The organism is Niveispirillum cyanobacteriorum, from assembly GCF_002868735.1.
GTDB classification, from domain to species: Bacteria; Pseudomonadota; Alphaproteobacteria; order Azospirillales; family Azospirillaceae; genus Niveispirillum; species Niveispirillum cyanobacteriorum.
Genome location: NZ_CP025613.1, coordinates 369,596 through 384,610 on the forward strand (window position 1 = coordinate 369,596; position 15,015 = coordinate 384,610).

A 15,015-nucleotide genomic window follows, 5' to 3' on the forward strand; every position below is an offset into this window, starting at 1 on the left:
ACCCGTGTGGACGCGATATGTCGCGGATCCAGTTCGCATCGGCCGCCGCAAGAACGAACCGCGCCGTGCGCCATCAATGACAAATGACGAACGGGAGGTTTTGCATGGCACGTTCCTCTTGGCGCTTCGGCTCTCTGGCCGGTGTCTCGGCTCTGGCGCTGGCAGCCACCGGCCCCGCATCGGCTCAGTCCACAAACCAGGCTGGCGCCTCAACCATCGAAGAGGTGGTGGTAACCGGCCTGCGCCGCCCACAGGCACAGCAGAATGTGCCTGCTGCTGTTACTGCCTTCACCGCCGACGCCATCGAGATGGCCGGCATTGAGAAGCCGGCCGATTTCATCGACCTGACCTCTAACGTCACGCTGGTGGAAACGCAGAATGCCGGCAATGCCTTCATCATTATTCGTGGCATCACCCAGGCCCGTAACAGCGAGCCATCCGTTGCCGTGATTGTCGATGGTGTGCAACAGGTGAACGCCGCGCAGTTCAGCCAGGAACTGTTCGATATCGATCAGATTGAGGTGCTTAAAGGTCCCCAAGGCGCGCTTTATGGCCGTAACGCCATCGGCGGCGCCATCGTAATCCGCACGAAACAGCCAACCGACACGTTCGACACACGGGTCAAGGTGGGTGTGGAAAACGGCTTCGGCTATTCCGCCCGCGCTGGCATCAGCGGACCTTTGTCGGAAAAGGTGAAATTCCGGCTGGCCGGGTCCTATGTGAACAGCGACGGCCTGATCCGCAACGCTTACCTGGATGAAAAGGCTGACCCGTATGAGGATTTGTCCCTGCGCGGAACCCTGCTGTTCCAGCCGACGGACAATCTGACGGTCGATCTGCGGGGGTCCGTGTCGCGGTTGCGCACACAGGCGCTGTATTTCAACATCGTCAATGATGTGAACAATACCAGCCTGCCGGTGCGCGTGAACAATCCCGGTCAGAATGACCGCGACATGAACGGCACCTCGCTGCGCGTCGCCTATGAAACCGACGCCGGTACGCTGACGTCCGTCACCTCCTATGATCAGGTGAAGGAAATTCTGACTGGTGACGCGTTCGACTTCCTGCCCATCACGGAAAGCCTGTTCTATCAGATCCTGGGGTTCGACCTGAACCAGAGCCAATATCTGAATGTGAAGGCCTGGAGCGAGGAGATACGCTTTGCGTCGCCCACCGACCAGCCGTTTCAATGGAGCGTGGGCGGCTACATGATCGGTACCAAGCGCTATATCTCCACTGGCAATATGATCGACCGCGGGCAGGGGGTGTTTCCCGTCTACCGCACGCCCAGTACCAATCCACGCAATCCGCAATTCTCCTTCCTGGCCGACGCCCAAGATAATTTCGCCTGGGCCCTGTTCGGCAGCACGTCCTATGATCTATCAGAGAAGCTGACCGCCGACCTGTCACTGCGCTATGACAAGGACAAGCGCGAAAATACGACGCTGACCCCCACCGCCTACCTGCCCAATGTCGCCGGGTTCCCGGCAGGGCGCAGCGGGGAGGTGCGCAACGAAACCTTCACCTCCTGGCAGCCAAAAGCGACGCTGACCTACAAGGCCGATGAGGCGCTGACGCTTTACACCGGCTATTCCAAAGGCTTCCGCAGCGGCGGGTTCAACCAGACCGGGGTAGGGGCGGTCGCGGCAGCCAATGGCATTCTCGGTGTGTCGGATGTGTTCAAGGCGGAAACGGCCAGCACGCTGGAGGCGGGGTTCAAGTCGCAGCTGATGGACCGGAGGCTGCGTCTGAACGGCTCCGTCTACAACACCATCTCTGACAATTCCTATTTCTTCGTCTTCCTGGCGGCCAATTCCACTCAGAACCTGGGCAATGTGCCGGAAACCCGCCTGCGCGGGTTCGAACTGGATGCAACGGCCTTCCTGACGACGGGTCTGCAGGTCAATCTGGGCTTCGGTTTCACCGACAGCAAGATCAAGGAATTCGCGGACCCGACCGTGCTGGGCAACGAGGCGCCGCTGATTTCCCGCTACACGTTCAACATGGGTGTGCAGTACAGCACCGAACTGAGCGATAGCGGCCTGACGGGCACGGCGCGGGCTGATTATCGGCGTATCGGCAAGACCTGGTTCGATATCCAGAACAGCACCGTGCGCGACCCGCTGGACCTTGTCGATGTCCGGCTGGGTATCGAAGGGGAGGGCTGGAACCTGTCCGCTTATTCCGACAATCTGTTCAACAAGAAGTACAATGCTGAGTTCTCGCCTGGCGGTTTCGTCTTCAAGGGACGGCCTCGCCGCTATGGTCTTGAAGCTGGCGTGAAGTTCTGACCCACGGCCTTCGGAAGGGGACGATCCATGGCAAAGGTACTTGTTCTTTATTACTCCAGCTACGGCCATATCGAGACCATGGCGGCCGTCATGGCTGAGGGCGCGCGGTCGGTGGCAGGGGCCGATGTCACGGTGAAACGCGTGCCGGAGCTGGTACCGGATGAGGTGGCAAGGGCCGCTGGCATCCGCCTGGATCAGGTGGCCCCCATCGCTAGCCCTGGCGAGCTGGGCGATTATGACGCCATCATCTTCGGCACGCCAACGCGCTTCGGCAATATGGCGGCACAGATGCGCAACTTCCTGGACCAGACGGGCGGGCTGTGGGCCAAGGGCGCTCTGATTGGCAAGGTGGGCAGCGTCTTCGTCTCCACCGCCAGCCAGCATGGCGGGCAGGAAACGACCATCACCTCCTTTCACACCACGCTGCTGCATCACGGCATGATCATTGTCGGCCTTCCCTATAGCTGGGCGGGTGCGACAAGGATGGATGAGGTCAGTGGCGGCACGCCCTATGGCGCCAGCACTTTGGCCGGCGCTGACGGGTCCCGCCAGCCCAGCGCCAACGAATTGGATGGCGCCCGCTTCCAGGGGCGTCATGTCACGGAAATCGCTACACGGCTGTTCGGCTGAAAGACTTGAGAGAGAGGATGCGACCATGAGTGCGAAACTTCCCAATCGTCTGCACCACACCGCCTATGTCACCCGCGACCTGGAGGCGACGCGCCATTTCTATGAGGATGTGCTGGGTATTCCGCTGATCGCCACCTGGTGCGAGAAGGATATGCTGTTCGGTGCCGAACGCACCTATTGCCATTGCTTCTTCGGGTTGGCGGATGGCAGTGCCCTGGCCTTTTTCCAGTTCGCCGAGCCTGAAGATCAGGCCCTATTCGGACCGCCCATGCCGGAATCCCCCTTCCATCATATCGCCCTGCATGTCGATGCCGACACCCAGGCACAGATCGAAAGCCGTATCCGCGCGGCGGGCTTTACCGAGCCCGACACCTACACGCTGGAACATGGCTATTGTCGGTCGGTCTATATCAAGGACCCGAACGGCATGATCCTGGAATTCACCTATGACGCGCCGTCGGCGGCGGCCCTGGAACAGGCAAAGCGCGAAACGGCGCGGGCCGATCTGGCCCGCTGGCTGGGGGGTGACCGCAGCGTCAATAACACCTATCGTCATTGATGATGCAGACCCAGGTTGCCGTCGACGGGGGAAGCCTGTCCGTGGAGATTGCCGGGGCCGGTAAACCGGTCCTAGTGATGCTCCATGGCTGGACGCTGGACCGGCGCATGTGGCGGCATCAGGTTCGGGGATTGTCGGATTGCGCCACCCTGCTACTGCCCGACCGGCGCGGCTTCGGAAGGTCGCAGGCGCCACCCGGATTGTTGCAGGAACCAGATGATATCCTGGCCTTGCTGGATCATTTCGGTTTGGCTTCTGCTATTCTCGTCGCGCATTCGCAGGCCGGGCGGGTGGCACTAACGGCGGCGGCCCGGCATCCGGAACGGGTTGCGGGCCTTGTCCTGCTGGCGGCGGCACATGATGCGGCACCGCCGGACCCTGTGACGGAACCTGCACTTCCCTTTGCGCAATTGGTGGAACATGTCAGGGCAGGAAACCTGCCAGCAGCGGTGACGCTGTGGCGGGACCATCCGATGCTGCGGACCGATGACGCGGAAACGTTCTTGCTGCTGGACGAGATGCTGGCCGATTACCAAGGTAGGGATCTGCTGTCGCCGCCCGCATTCTTGCCAGTGACGGATAAACTGCTGGCGACCATCACTTGCCCCAGTTTGGTGATGGTCGGGGATCTCGATACGCCGTCACGGATGGCGGCGGCACATCGGCTGTGTCAGGGGCTGCGGCGGGCAGCGATGCAGGTGTTTGTGCGAGCCGGGCACATGGCGAACATAAGCCACGCCGCTGCCGTCAATCAGGCGATCATAGAGTATGTCACCCGCAATTTCCGGTGAAATTGCCCTCGTTCCTCCCTTTTCTCACAGAGACTGGGGTCGGGTCCTCGCCTTGTTGAAGCCTGCACTTCTTTCTTAAAGTTCATGGTAATGTGGCTCCTATTCCGCAATCCGAAATGCGCGAAGACGCGTGGAGCCTGTGCATGGACTTTGTCCTTACTCTGAATGATTTCGTGCAGACATTCATCGGCCTTGCGGCATCGGAGGGTCAAAAGGCCCGGTTCATTCAGATCGGGGCAGGCCCGCATTTCAGCCCGTTCGCACCTTTCTTGGACCGTCTTGCCGGCTACGTCGTCGATCCGCTGCTGGAAGAGGGGCATGACAGCCGCTATGTCGGGGTGAAAGCCGGTATCGGGCGGGGTATGGGTGTTACACGTCTGCGCCACCTGGACGAAACGGCGATAAGTAATGGCCTGCTGCCAGCTCGTTTCAGGGAACTTCGTTCCTTTGGGCTGATCTCCATGCTGGACAGTGGTGGTTGGCTGGCGGGCATGTGCCCGAATGAGGAGACACGGGCGGCTATCCGCATGCTGGTCCGTGACACGCTGGTTGCCTGCATGCCGCTGAAATATCTCGTCGGTCGCTACGGTATTGGGGCCACGGACATGCTGGCCATCAGCACTGCCGGCACTGAACTGGAAATTTTAGAGCAGGTGGGCGATCTGCCGTCGCCGCCGCGTGGCCTGCTGGTTGATGTGGAGAATCTGACGCTGATCCAGCGTCAGAAGGTGATAGATTTGTTCATCGTACGAAACTACCGCCCCGCATGGATCAGCCAGGATCTGCTGGCGGGTTTCCACGATCCGCTGCTGGCCATGCGCAGGCATGTTCCCTGTTTGCATCAGGCGACGGCAAGTTTGCACGGACAGGGCGATGCGATTCTGGCGGCGGCGCTGGCGGATTGCGCTGCCGATCTGGGGCGTCCGACGGAACAGGAGCGTATCGATGTTATCATCGATCTTGTCGAAGCCGGCAGGATCGAGGAGACAGTCACCCACGTCGAAGCGTTGGTTCAAAATACACGGGACAGAGCACCCTTGTTGCAGCAGTTGGGGCCGCTTGTTGCCGAAGCCATCCGGTTACGCGCCAGCTATTTCGAACAGGGCGATGACCGGCGTGTGGAGAATATGCAACGGCTCATTGTTGCATTGTACGATAAGTGTCCGGCTGCCAATCAATGGGCCATGAACAGTGCAATCCAGCCGCATTGGGAGGGCATTGCCGCTCGCTACGCGCATCAGATCCTTCAGCGGGAACCTGATAATATTGCGGCGTTGCATATGGCCGCTCGATTTGCGACGGCAGTCGGTCTTGGCGAAGAGGAGCTTTCCTTCCGTTTGCGCTGCATGGAGCACCCGACGGACAGGCTGCTCCAAATGTATAATTGCCTGCGCATCATCTGGTTTTATCTGCAAACCCCACTTGATGCACAGACCCGTGCCGCGATCATCCGTTGCCGCGATCGTCGGTTGCAGCAGCCAATCCCCGACTATAGCGATCAATCATTGCAGATCGCTCATGACCATTGCGAACAAATGATGCAGTGTCTGGATTTTGACTTTCTTGACCAGCCTCAGGATGTCACGCTTCAGCCATCAGTGCTGTTCGATCATGCCGGACGCCCTGTGACCGTTGACCAAGTTCGGCAGCAGGCCGAACGACAGGGCGTTCGCACCGTTCTTATGGCGGCAGGGGATGCCCATTATCTTGACCGCTATGCCCGCCATTTTGTGTTGTCGGCGCTGGCGAATGCCGATGAACCGATATTGCTGGTCCTGCACGCCATTGGCGGGCGGGGTAATATCATTGATGTTGCCGCACAGATCGGGATTACATCCGACCGCCTTTACTATTCCGCTGATGACTTTGACGAAACACCGTACCTGTACACGACGATCAATAACGAATGTATCTTTGAGAAACCATTGGCGCATTACCAATGTGTCCGCTTCGATGTTGCGACCAGCCTCATGAACGATCTGAGGCTGCCGGTCATCGCTTCTGACATCGACACGCTGGTCCTGAAAGGGACGGCGTCGCTGACTGCACGTGCCGACGATGTCATCCTGAACTTTAACCCGCTTGCCACCGGCTTTGCGGCGATCATCACGGCCAATCTGCTGCGCATACGCCCCACGCCGGGGGCGCGTCTTTTTATGGGCGTCGTGATGGCCTATCTGCGGGGCCGCCTTTTGGAATCCAGGATCACCCGATGGATTGATCAGATCGCTCTTCTAATGGCTAAACTCCATTGCGACAGGCACCACGCACCCGTCATCATCGGGGCGTTCGAGGAGCAGGACATCAACAACATCATATACTTGCGATACGACAACTACCCTGTCCGCTTCCTGTCCTTGTACAGTAAGTTTGACCTGAACAGCATTCCGGCGGTTTACCGGTAGTCCGGCCACCGCTCAGGGTGGGGACGAAACAGCAGCCATTTTGCCCGGCATGGTCCATATGGGCACGCCGGTCATGTCGGGCAGGCGGTGGGCAATGCCCTTGTGACAGTCGATGCAGGTAGCCTGGCCCGTGAACAGGAAGCGCTGGTGTGCGTCGGCCCCGCGCGCGCCCTGTCGGGTGATGTCCATGCTGTCGGCGCTGTGGCAGTTGCGGCATTCCAAGGAATTATTGGCCTTCAGCCGTCTCCATTCGTGGCTGGCCAGTTCCCGGCGCTTGGCCTCAAACTTCTCAGGCGTATCGACAGTGCCGAATATCTTGCCCCAAACCTCCTTGGACGCCTGCATCTTGCGAGCGATCTTGTCGGTCCAGTTGTGGGGGACGTGGCAATCTGGACAGGTGGCGCGCACGCCCGACCGGTTGGAATAATGGATGGTCTGTTTAAGGTCGGCATAGGGATTGTCCTTCATCTCGTGACAGCCGATGCAGAACGCTTCCCGGTTGGTCATTTCCAGCGCGGTATTGAACCCACCCCACCAGATAACACCGGCCACAAAGCCGCCAATGGTCAGGAACCCGATGCCAAGATGCGCCGCCGGTCGATTAAAGGCTGTCCATGCCGCCTTGGCGAAAGATAACGCCCGTTCGATGATTGTCATCATTTGCCCTCCCCGGCAGGGGATCTGCTGTCACGAATGACGCTGTCCACATCGCGGAAGATATTGACCACGCGCGGCTGTGCATCCGTTTGCGGCACATGGCATTGCAGGCAGAAATAGCGGCGAGTGGACACGGCCCCCAGCACCTGCCCGTCCCGGTCCTGGAAATGCGTGACGGAGATCATCGGGGCCTGGCTGTCGCCCGTGAATTCACGGGCGTGGCAGGTCAAGCACTTGTTGGCGCGCAGATCCAGCTGATAGCCAGCAATGGCATGCGGGATGACGGGCGGCTGTTCGGGATAGTTGCGCTGCCGGCGCTGATCATCGCTGACATCCTTGGGCATGCCCGGTGCCTCCTGCACCACCAACCCCTCGGCTCCCGTGAAGGCGGGACGGCCCATAGCTTTCACGTCGCGAGTGCTGGCCGCAGTAGGTACCGGGTCGGTGGCAAAGGCCCGCTGCGCCATGGGTTGCAGCAGCAGAGGCAGGGCAGCCAGCAGGGCCAGCAACACCGGTGTGTGGCGCTTGCTCATGGTTCAGGCCTCCCCGACCGGTGTGATGCGCACGGCGCATTTCTTGAAGTCGGTCTGTTTGGAGATGGGGTCGGTGGCGTCCAGCGTGACGCGGTTGATCAGGACATCGGCATCGAACCAGGGCACGAAGACCAGACCGCGCGGTGGCTTGTTGCGTCCCCGCGTCTCCACCCGCGCCCGCACCTGTCCCCGACGCGAGGCCACCACAACCTCCTGTCCGCGCCGGACCTTCATGGCCTGGGCATCATCTGGGTGCATGTAGCACAGCGCCTGTGGCACAGCCTTGTGCAGCTCCGGCACCCGCCGCGTCATCGACCCGCTGTGCCAATGTTCCAGCACGCGACCCGTGGACAGCCAGAACGGGTATTCCTTGTCCGGGCTTTCGGCGGGCGGTTCATAGGGCAGGGCGAAGATGCGTGCCTTGCCGTCCTTGTGCCCGTAAAAGCGCATACCCTCGCCCGCCGGGACATAGGGATCGCTGCCCTCCCGGAAGCGCCAGCGGGTTTCCTTGCCATTCACTACTGGCCAGCGCAGGCCGCGTTCGGCGTGATAGGTGTCGTAGGGGGCCAGATCGTGGCCATGCCCCCGGCCAAAGCTGGCATATTCCTCGAACAGCCCCTTTTGCAGGTAGAAGCCGAAGGCTTTGGCCTCCCGATTCTCATACTCCTTGTCGCATTCGGTCAGGGCGAACCTGTCTACCTGGCCGTTGCGGTAGAGGATATCGTACAGGGTCTTGCCGCGATATTCCGGTGCCTTAGCTAGCAGTTCCTCGGGCCAGACCTCCTCCACCTTGAAGCGTTTGGAGAATTCGACCAGTTGCCACAGGTCGGACTTCGCGTCGCCCGGCGCATCGACCAGCTGATGCCAGACTTGGGTCCGGCGTTCGGCATTGCCATAGGCCCCCTCCTTCTCTACCCACATGGCCGCGGGCAGCACCAGATCGGCGGCCATGGTGGTAACGGTGGGATAGGCGTCGGACACGACGATGAAATTGTCGGGGTTGCGGTATCCGGGCCAGGTCTCGTTGGCGGTGTTCGGGGCCGCCTGCATATTGTTGTTCACCTGCACCCAATAGCAGTTCAGCTTGCCATCCTTCAGCATCCGGTCCTGTTGCACGGCATGGAAGCCGGGCTTGGCCGGGATGGTGCCTTCCGGCAACTTCCACAGATGTTCGGCATGGGCACGGTGTTCGGGGTTGGTCACCACCATGTCGGCGGGCAGACGGTGGGAGAAGGTGCCCACCTCCCGCGCAGTACCACAGGCACTGGGCTGTCCCGTCAGGGAGAAGGGGCTGTTGCCAGGCTCGGCAATTTTTCCGGTGAGCAGGTGGATGTTGTAGACAAGGTTGTTGGCCCAGACACCGCGCGTATGCTGGTTGAAGCCCATGGTCCAGAAGCTGACCACCTTGATCTTGGGATCGGCATAAAGCTCGGCCAGTGCCTTCAGCCGGCCGGCGGGCACGCCGGACTGGGTCGCCACCTTTTCCAGCGTGTAGGGGGCGACGAAGGCAGCGAAATCATCAAAGCTGATCGGATCGCTTTCATTAGCCTTGGTGGCGTTCTTGGCCGCCACCTCCAGCGGATGTTCGGGCCGCAGGCCATAGCCGATATCGTCGCGGCCCTTCACGAAAGTCGTGTATTTATTGATAAATTCCTTGTTCACCCGTCCCGTCTTGATGATGTGATTGGCGATATAGTTCAGGATGGCCAGATCGGTCTGCGGCGTGAACACCATTGGGATGTCGGCCAGCTCAAACGACCGATGCTCGAACGTGGACAGCACCGCCACCTTTACGTCCGGGGTCGACAGGCGGCGATCGGCGACGCGGGTCCACAGGATGGGGTGCATCTCCGCCATATTGCTGCCCCAGAGGACAAAGGCGTCGGCGGCCTCGATATCGTCATAACAGCCCATCGGTTCATCAATGCCGAAGGTGCGCATGAAGCCGGCGACGGCGGATGCCATGCAATGGCGGGCATTGGGGTCGATATTGTTGGACCGGAAACCGGCCTTCATCAGCTTGGACGCCGCATAGCCTTCATGGACGGTCCATTGCCCGGACCCGAACATGCCGATGGCTTCTGGCCCCTTGGCCTTCAGTGTCGCCTTCCATTTCTCCGCCATGATGTCGAAGGCCTGGTCCCATGTGACGGGCGTGAAGTCCCCATCCTTGGCATATTTGCCGTCCTTCATGCGCAGCATGGGTGTGGTCAGCCGGTCCTGGCCATAGATGATCTTGGACAGGAAATAGCCCTTCACGCAGTTCAGGCCACGATTGACCTCAGATTTCTGGTCGCCATGGGTGGCAACGATGCGCCCCTCCTTCACGCCGACCATGACGCCGCAGCCCGTGCCGCAGAAACGGCAGGGGGCCTTGGACCATTTCATCTTAGCATCCAGGCCAGTGGGCAGCTGTGTGGCCGCCCCCTCCAGGGTCAGACCGGCAGCGGCAGCGGCGGTCAGGGCCGCCTGGGCCTTCAGATAATCGCGTCGTGTCAGGGTCATGGCATCGGCTCCGCAAGGGCTGCCGCCGGTTCGGCATGGTGATAGACAGGCAGGGCGCTGTAGACGCCCGGCAAGGCATTGATCGCGTCCAGCATGTCGGCCACGGCCCGGTCGCTGGCGCGCTCGACCAGCACAATCAGGCGGCTGGCATTGCCGAGGGCGGGTACAATCTCGCAATCCAGCGCCCGCAGGCGGGCCGTAAGGTCCGACATGGCATCGGGCGCGGCATGCACGATGAAGCTGGAAATATGGATCTCACTGGCCATGGGTTTCCTCCACAGTACCGGAAAGCCGGATTGCGTTTGCCGGGCAGGGCGGCAGACAATCGCCGCAACCGGTGCAGCGGTCGGCATTGACATCCGCCCGCGCCCGCCCGCGCGGTTGCAGGTGGAAACGGATGGCCCCTTCCGGGCAGGCATCGGCACAGGTTCGGCAATAAGCGCCATTCTCGGCCAGACAGCTGGCGCTGATGATGGCCAAGGCAGACTGTGCCTGTGTTTGGCGTGCGAACAGGGCACGACGGGAGAGGCGGGTTTCCATGGCTTCCCCCTTCACAGGCCGGGCGGGCCAGCGATTAACTGCGCCATCCACACGGCGAAGCCATAGGCGGCTACGACCCCCACCGACAGGACGGGGACCAGGACGAAGGCGAGAAACAGGAACTTCAGGAGTTCAGTCCGTCTTGTTTCGGTATGTGCGTGCATAACGTCCTGCCAACCAGATTGTTTGCCAGGAAAACCAATACACCGCAGGGGAATGCATGATCATTGATCGAGATCAATTATATAAGCAGTCAGTTTTTATCAGTCAATAAAAGTGCATCTGAGAAATATGCTCAAAAGTCGAAGTATTGATAAATGTATAGTTTAAGATTGATATTTATCAAGAACGTCAACGCCCATGCGTTGTCTTTTTGGTTGTGACAAGCTTAGCTCAGCCGACAAGGACACGTTCTGCCGTCCAGTAAAGCCCGACAATGGCAATCAGGGCCGATGCCGGTATCGTGATGCGTGCCCTGAACCACGCCCTATCCTTGAACCAATGCAGAAGCAGGAAATAGGCGATTGCGATTACGGCCAGTTGCCCGGCCTCGATTCCGATATTGAAAGCTATAAGCGCTGCCGTTTGATCTTTGGCTGGCAAGCCCAGTTCTGTCAGGACACCTGCGAAGCCCAGGCCGTGCAGCAGCCCGAACCCGAAGACCAACGCGGGGCGCCAGGGTGTCATCCGGTGGGCGAAGATATTCTCTACCGCGACATAGGCGATGGACAGCGCAATCAGGGGTTCAACGACGGGGGCCGGCAGATCAATCACGCCGTTCAGTGCCAGGGCCAGGGTCAGGCAATGAGCCAGGGTGAAGGCCGTGACCTGCACCAGCAATGGCCGCAGCCTTGTTGTGAGTAGGACCAGTCCCAGAACGAACAGCACATGATCTGGACCGTCCGGCACGATGTGAATGAAGCCCAGATGTACATATTGTCCAACGACCTGCATCAATGTGGGTGGCGGTCCGGGCCGCAGGGATAGGGGGCCAGTGGCCACACTTCCCTCCACCCAATGAACCTGCCCACCCAGCAGCAGTGCATATTGTCCTTCCAGCAAGTCAAACTGCCAGGACATCGTTCCGGCCTCGGGTGGCAAAGTCCCTTCGGCACGCAGAACCAGGAATGATGGCTGAGACTGATCTGCCGGCATCAGCAGTTGTTCGACAACCATTGTGGCGGCAACCGCTTTACCGTCGATCCGTATATTGAGATGACGCGGCAAGTCGGGCGAGAGTTCCGCCAGTTTGGCTGCGGCCGTGCCTTTGGTGAAATCCCGGCCCGGTTCCTGTTTCTCCGCTTGTTCCAGCCTGTTTATGAAGGCGGTCGGTGCCGTAACGATGCGGGCGCTCCATGAACCTTCACCAAGCTCGATCACGACCTGACTGTCGCCGATCTCGTGCGTGGCCGCCGGCCTGACCATCACCAGCGACAGGGCCAGCAGTCCTAGCAGAAACAATCTCATGGCAGGTTCCTGGCCCATTGCGTTCCAATGTCATCGGGGCGCCACCGTGACCGGTTTAACCCCTTGACCGCAAGGGCAAAACATTGTCCCTGAACGGGGTGTGGGACCTGATCCGGGGATCGTCGGCATGGGGCAGCCGGATATCGCGACATTGCGGATGATGCTGGGGTTCGGTGGCTTGTTGTCACTGCTGGTGACCTTGGGCCTGTGGCGGGTGGAACGGGGGGCGGCAGGGACGGGCGCCTGGTTGCTGGCGGCGATCTTTGGTCTGACGGCATGCCTGCTGCCGCCTGCCGTGGTCTGGCGTCAGCCCGACCTGGGCATTGTCGCCAATACCAGCCTCACTCTTTCGGCCATGTTGCTTATTCTGGAGGGGGCTCTCCGCTTTCGCGACATTGGGAATGCGGGACATCGCCGATTGCCGCTTGTCATGGTGCTCCTCGCAATCGTCGCCCTGATGCTGGCGGCGGCGGGGCGCCCGTGGATCCGGATTGTGCTGCATGACGGGCTGGCGGCCATTCTGCTCTGGGGCACGGCGGGGGCTTTGGCCTGGAACGCCGCAAAGGGTCAGCGGGCGGTCAGCGGCGTCTTGGCGCTTGCCTTCATGGGGCTGGGACTTCTTTACACATGGCGGGGAACCGGTTTGCTGGCCCGTGGCGTGGATCTGGGCGGGGCGGATACACGCATGCCGCCTTGGCTGCTGGCGGCCAGTTTCGTCTGGCTCCTGGTCTGGGCGGCAGGGATGCCGCTGCTGCTGTTGCTCCGTAGTGAGGAACGGCAGCGTCGACTGCTTGACCGCGACAGTCTGACCGGCCTGTCGAGCCGTGTGGCGTTTCTGCGCGACAGTGCGGAGGCATTAGTGCACCGGGGTGGCCATGGTGAGGGTGCGGGCGTCCTGCTATTGTCGCTGGAAGGGCTTCGTCCTATGAATGAAAGCCTTGGACATGAGGCCGGCGATCAGATGCTGCGGGCCTTTGCAGAGCGATTGCATGCCGAAGCGGCGGAAGCAGGGGTGCTCGCCGGGCGCCTGACTGGTGCCCAGTTCGCCCTCCTGCTGCCGGCCACGGGCGACCGCGCGTGCCTGATGCGGGCGATGGAGCGGGTGCGCCGATCGCTGATACCGCCCCTTGTTCTTGGCGATCTACTGCAGCCAGCCAGTTTCAGCATAGGCACGGCGCTTTATCCGGAGGATGGACGCTCCATCGCCGCTCTGCTGGAAGCCGCGGAGCGGGCCATGTTCAAAGTGAAGGCGGCGGGCGCCGCCTGATCACCCTCAGCCCAGGATAGAGTCGGCGTCGAAGGGAATGCGTCCCTCGATCTGACCCAGCAGACGATAATGGCTAAGGCCGCTGTCAAACTGTCCGAGAGCGACGGCTGCTGCAACATCCGGGTTTTTGGCCAGATAATAGGCCTCATTGAAATGCTCGGTCGCCAACCGGCCTTCGAAGCGGCCATAGGACAGGTAGTGATCGATTGCCGAACCGATCTGCCCGTCATTGATGGCGACGGCGACATCGGGATTGAGTTCCAGATAGTCTGCCGTATTGAAATAGGCGTTGGGGTTGCGCCCCTCAAACTGTCCGTACAGGATATAATGCTCAAACGCGCTACGGATCGCGCCTGTGGAAACGGCCGCCGCAATATCGGGATTGTGGGCAAGATAATAGTCGGTATCGAAGAAGGCGGCAGGGTCGCGATCTTCCTTGGCACCGAAAGCCCAGAAATGGTCTTCAAGCGAGGAGATGGCGCCACCGGTAACGGCGGCCGCAACATCGACATTGCGCAGCCCGTAATAGGCATCATCGAAGCGGACCTGGGTCAGGTTCTCGCCCCAATTGCTGCTATCGATGACGCGGTCGGCAAACTGCACATACTCAACATTATGAATGCTGATCTGTCCGTCCGCGCCGGTAATCACCGCCCAGGTGGCATTCCCTTCTGTCACGGCGGTAATGGTGTAGGATGAGGCATTACCGGACAGGACAACGCGGTCCAGACCGGTGCCGCCGTCAACACGGTCGCCATTAGTCAGCCCCGTGATGACATCATTGCCGCCTGCTGCCGAGATGCTGTCCGCCCAAGCCGTGGCCTGTATCAGGTCACCGCCGTTGGTTCCGACAATCGGTGCAACCTTGATGCCGCCTACAGCGTCGGCATATTTACCGAACGTGACATAGGCCATGTCACCGGAGAAACCGATACCGATACTGTCCCAACTGGCCGACAGAATATTGCTGGCCGTGCCGGGATTGGACATCCACTCCGCCAGCAGATTGCTGCGCACCGTTCCTGCGACAACCCCATCCGCATTCTCGGCAATGCTCTGCGGCAAGGACAGCTTGAGTCCATCGGCCACTGCCAGCACACCGGCGACGAACCCCTGCCCATCACTCCAGTGATGCAGGGTCGGCACGGCGCGGTTGGCCACGGCAATTTGCGACCACGCCGTGTAGCCGACCTTGCTGTCGAAATCGACCGCGTGCTGTCCGGCAAGGACAGACAGGTCCATGCTGGGCTTCAAAGGAGCCAGTCCCTTTTCGGCGCGAAGGGCATTGATGGCGTGATAAAGGGCCAATTCGGTCATCGACAGGCTGTTGCTGCCGGCGGCTAGTGTGGTTGCTGCTGCGAAACTCATGA

Annotated in this window: 14 protein-coding genes; 6 read left to right on the plus strand and 8 right to left on the minus strand. The window is 60.5% G+C overall.

The features are described 5' to 3' along the window. Positions 1 to 104: 104 nt before the first annotated feature. The 5 genes from C0V82_RS22530 to C0V82_RS22550 all read left to right on the plus strand — a co-directional run bounded on the left by C0V82_RS22530 (position 105) and on the right by C0V82_RS22550 (position 6,676). On the plus strand, positions 105 to 2,291 hold the full coding sequence (locus C0V82_RS22530) for a TonB-dependent receptor (protein WP_102114688.1): 2,187 nt from the start codon (positions 105 to 107) through the stop codon (positions 2,289 to 2,291). Between the two features lie 27 nt (positions 2,292 to 2,318). Continuing rightward, complete coding sequence (wrbA, locus tag C0V82_RS22535; RefSeq protein ID WP_102114689.1) at positions 2,319 to 2,921, plus strand: NAD(P)H:quinone oxidoreductase; 603 nt, start codon at positions 2,319 to 2,321, stop codon at positions 2,919 to 2,921. 25 nt (positions 2,922 to 2,946) lie between these two features. Then, complete coding sequence (locus tag C0V82_RS22540) at positions 2,947 to 3,480, plus strand: VOC family protein (RefSeq protein ID WP_102114690.1); 534 nt, start codon at positions 2,947 to 2,949, stop codon at positions 3,478 to 3,480. Next, positions 3,480 to 4,271: an alpha/beta fold hydrolase gene (locus C0V82_RS22545; RefSeq protein ID WP_102114691.1), complete on the plus strand. Its 792-nt coding sequence runs from the start codon at positions 3,480 to 3,482 to the stop codon at positions 4,269 to 4,271. The genes C0V82_RS22540 and C0V82_RS22545 overlap by 1 nt, the downstream gene beginning before the upstream one ends. A gap of 143 nt (positions 4,272 to 4,414) precedes the next feature. Continuing rightward, positions 4,415 to 6,676, plus strand: coding sequence for a hypothetical protein (locus C0V82_RS22550; protein ID WP_102114692.1), 2,262 nt, complete (start codon positions 4,415 to 4,417; stop codon positions 6,674 to 6,676). 12 nt (positions 6,677 to 6,688) lie between these two features. Here C0V82_RS22550 and C0V82_RS22555 read toward each other — a convergent pair whose 3' ends face one another. The 7 genes from C0V82_RS22555 to C0V82_RS22585 form a co-directional block, all read right to left on the minus strand. Beyond that, positions 6,689 to 7,333 carry a NapC/NirT family cytochrome c gene (locus C0V82_RS22555; protein ID WP_102114693.1) on the minus strand — a complete coding sequence of 215 codons (645 nt, stop codon included), beginning with the start codon at positions 7,331 to 7,333 and terminating at the stop codon, positions 6,689 to 6,691. Then, a complete protein-coding gene (locus C0V82_RS22560) occupies positions 7,333 to 7,866 on the minus strand; it encodes a nitrate reductase cytochrome c-type subunit (protein WP_370466016.1) in 534 nt (177 codons plus the stop codon). Before C0V82_RS22560 ends, C0V82_RS22555 begins: the two co-directional genes overlap by 1 nt. 3 nt (positions 7,867 to 7,869) lie before the next feature. Then, positions 7,870 to 10,371 (minus strand): nitrate reductase catalytic subunit NapA, encoded by a 2,502-nt coding sequence (gene napA / locus C0V82_RS22565; protein WP_102114694.1) that lies wholly within the window; start codon positions 10,369 to 10,371, stop codon positions 7,870 to 7,872. Further along, complete coding sequence (locus C0V82_RS22570; protein ID WP_158660155.1) at positions 10,368 to 10,637, minus strand: chaperone NapD; 270 nt, start codon at positions 10,635 to 10,637, stop codon at positions 10,368 to 10,370. The genes napA and C0V82_RS22570 overlap by 4 nt, the downstream gene beginning before the upstream one ends. After that, positions 10,627 to 10,911, minus strand: coding sequence for a 4Fe-4S dicluster domain-containing protein (locus tag C0V82_RS22575; protein ID WP_158660156.1), 285 nt, complete (start codon positions 10,909 to 10,911; stop codon positions 10,627 to 10,629). The genes C0V82_RS22570 and C0V82_RS22575 overlap by 11 nt, the downstream gene beginning before the upstream one ends. Before the next feature lie 11 nt (positions 10,912 to 10,922). After that, positions 10,923 to 11,075 carry a periplasmic nitrate reductase, NapE protein gene (napE, locus tag C0V82_RS22580; RefSeq protein WP_102114697.1) on the minus strand — a complete coding sequence of 51 codons (153 nt, stop codon included), beginning with the start codon at positions 11,073 to 11,075 and terminating at the stop codon, positions 10,923 to 10,925. A 229-nt stretch (positions 11,076 to 11,304) separates the two neighbouring features. Continuing rightward, positions 11,305 to 12,378 carry a HupE/UreJ family protein gene (locus C0V82_RS22585; RefSeq protein WP_245924313.1) on the minus strand — a complete coding sequence of 358 codons (1,074 nt, stop codon included), beginning with the start codon at positions 12,376 to 12,378 and terminating at the stop codon, positions 11,305 to 11,307. Between the two features lie 127 nt (positions 12,379 to 12,505). Between C0V82_RS22585 and C0V82_RS22590 the strand changes: the two genes are divergently transcribed. After that, positions 12,506 to 13,645: a GGDEF domain-containing protein gene (locus tag C0V82_RS22590; protein WP_102114699.1), complete on the plus strand. Its 1,140-nt coding sequence runs from the start codon at positions 12,506 to 12,508 to the stop codon at positions 13,643 to 13,645. Between the two features lie 6 nt (positions 13,646 to 13,651). Here the strand turns inward: C0V82_RS22590 and C0V82_RS22595 are convergent, their stop codons facing one another. Next, positions 13,652 to 15,013: a CAP domain-containing protein gene (locus C0V82_RS22595; protein WP_102114700.1), complete on the minus strand. Its 1,362-nt coding sequence runs from the start codon at positions 15,011 to 15,013 to the stop codon at positions 13,652 to 13,654. Positions 15,014 to 15,015 lie beyond the last annotated feature (2 nt).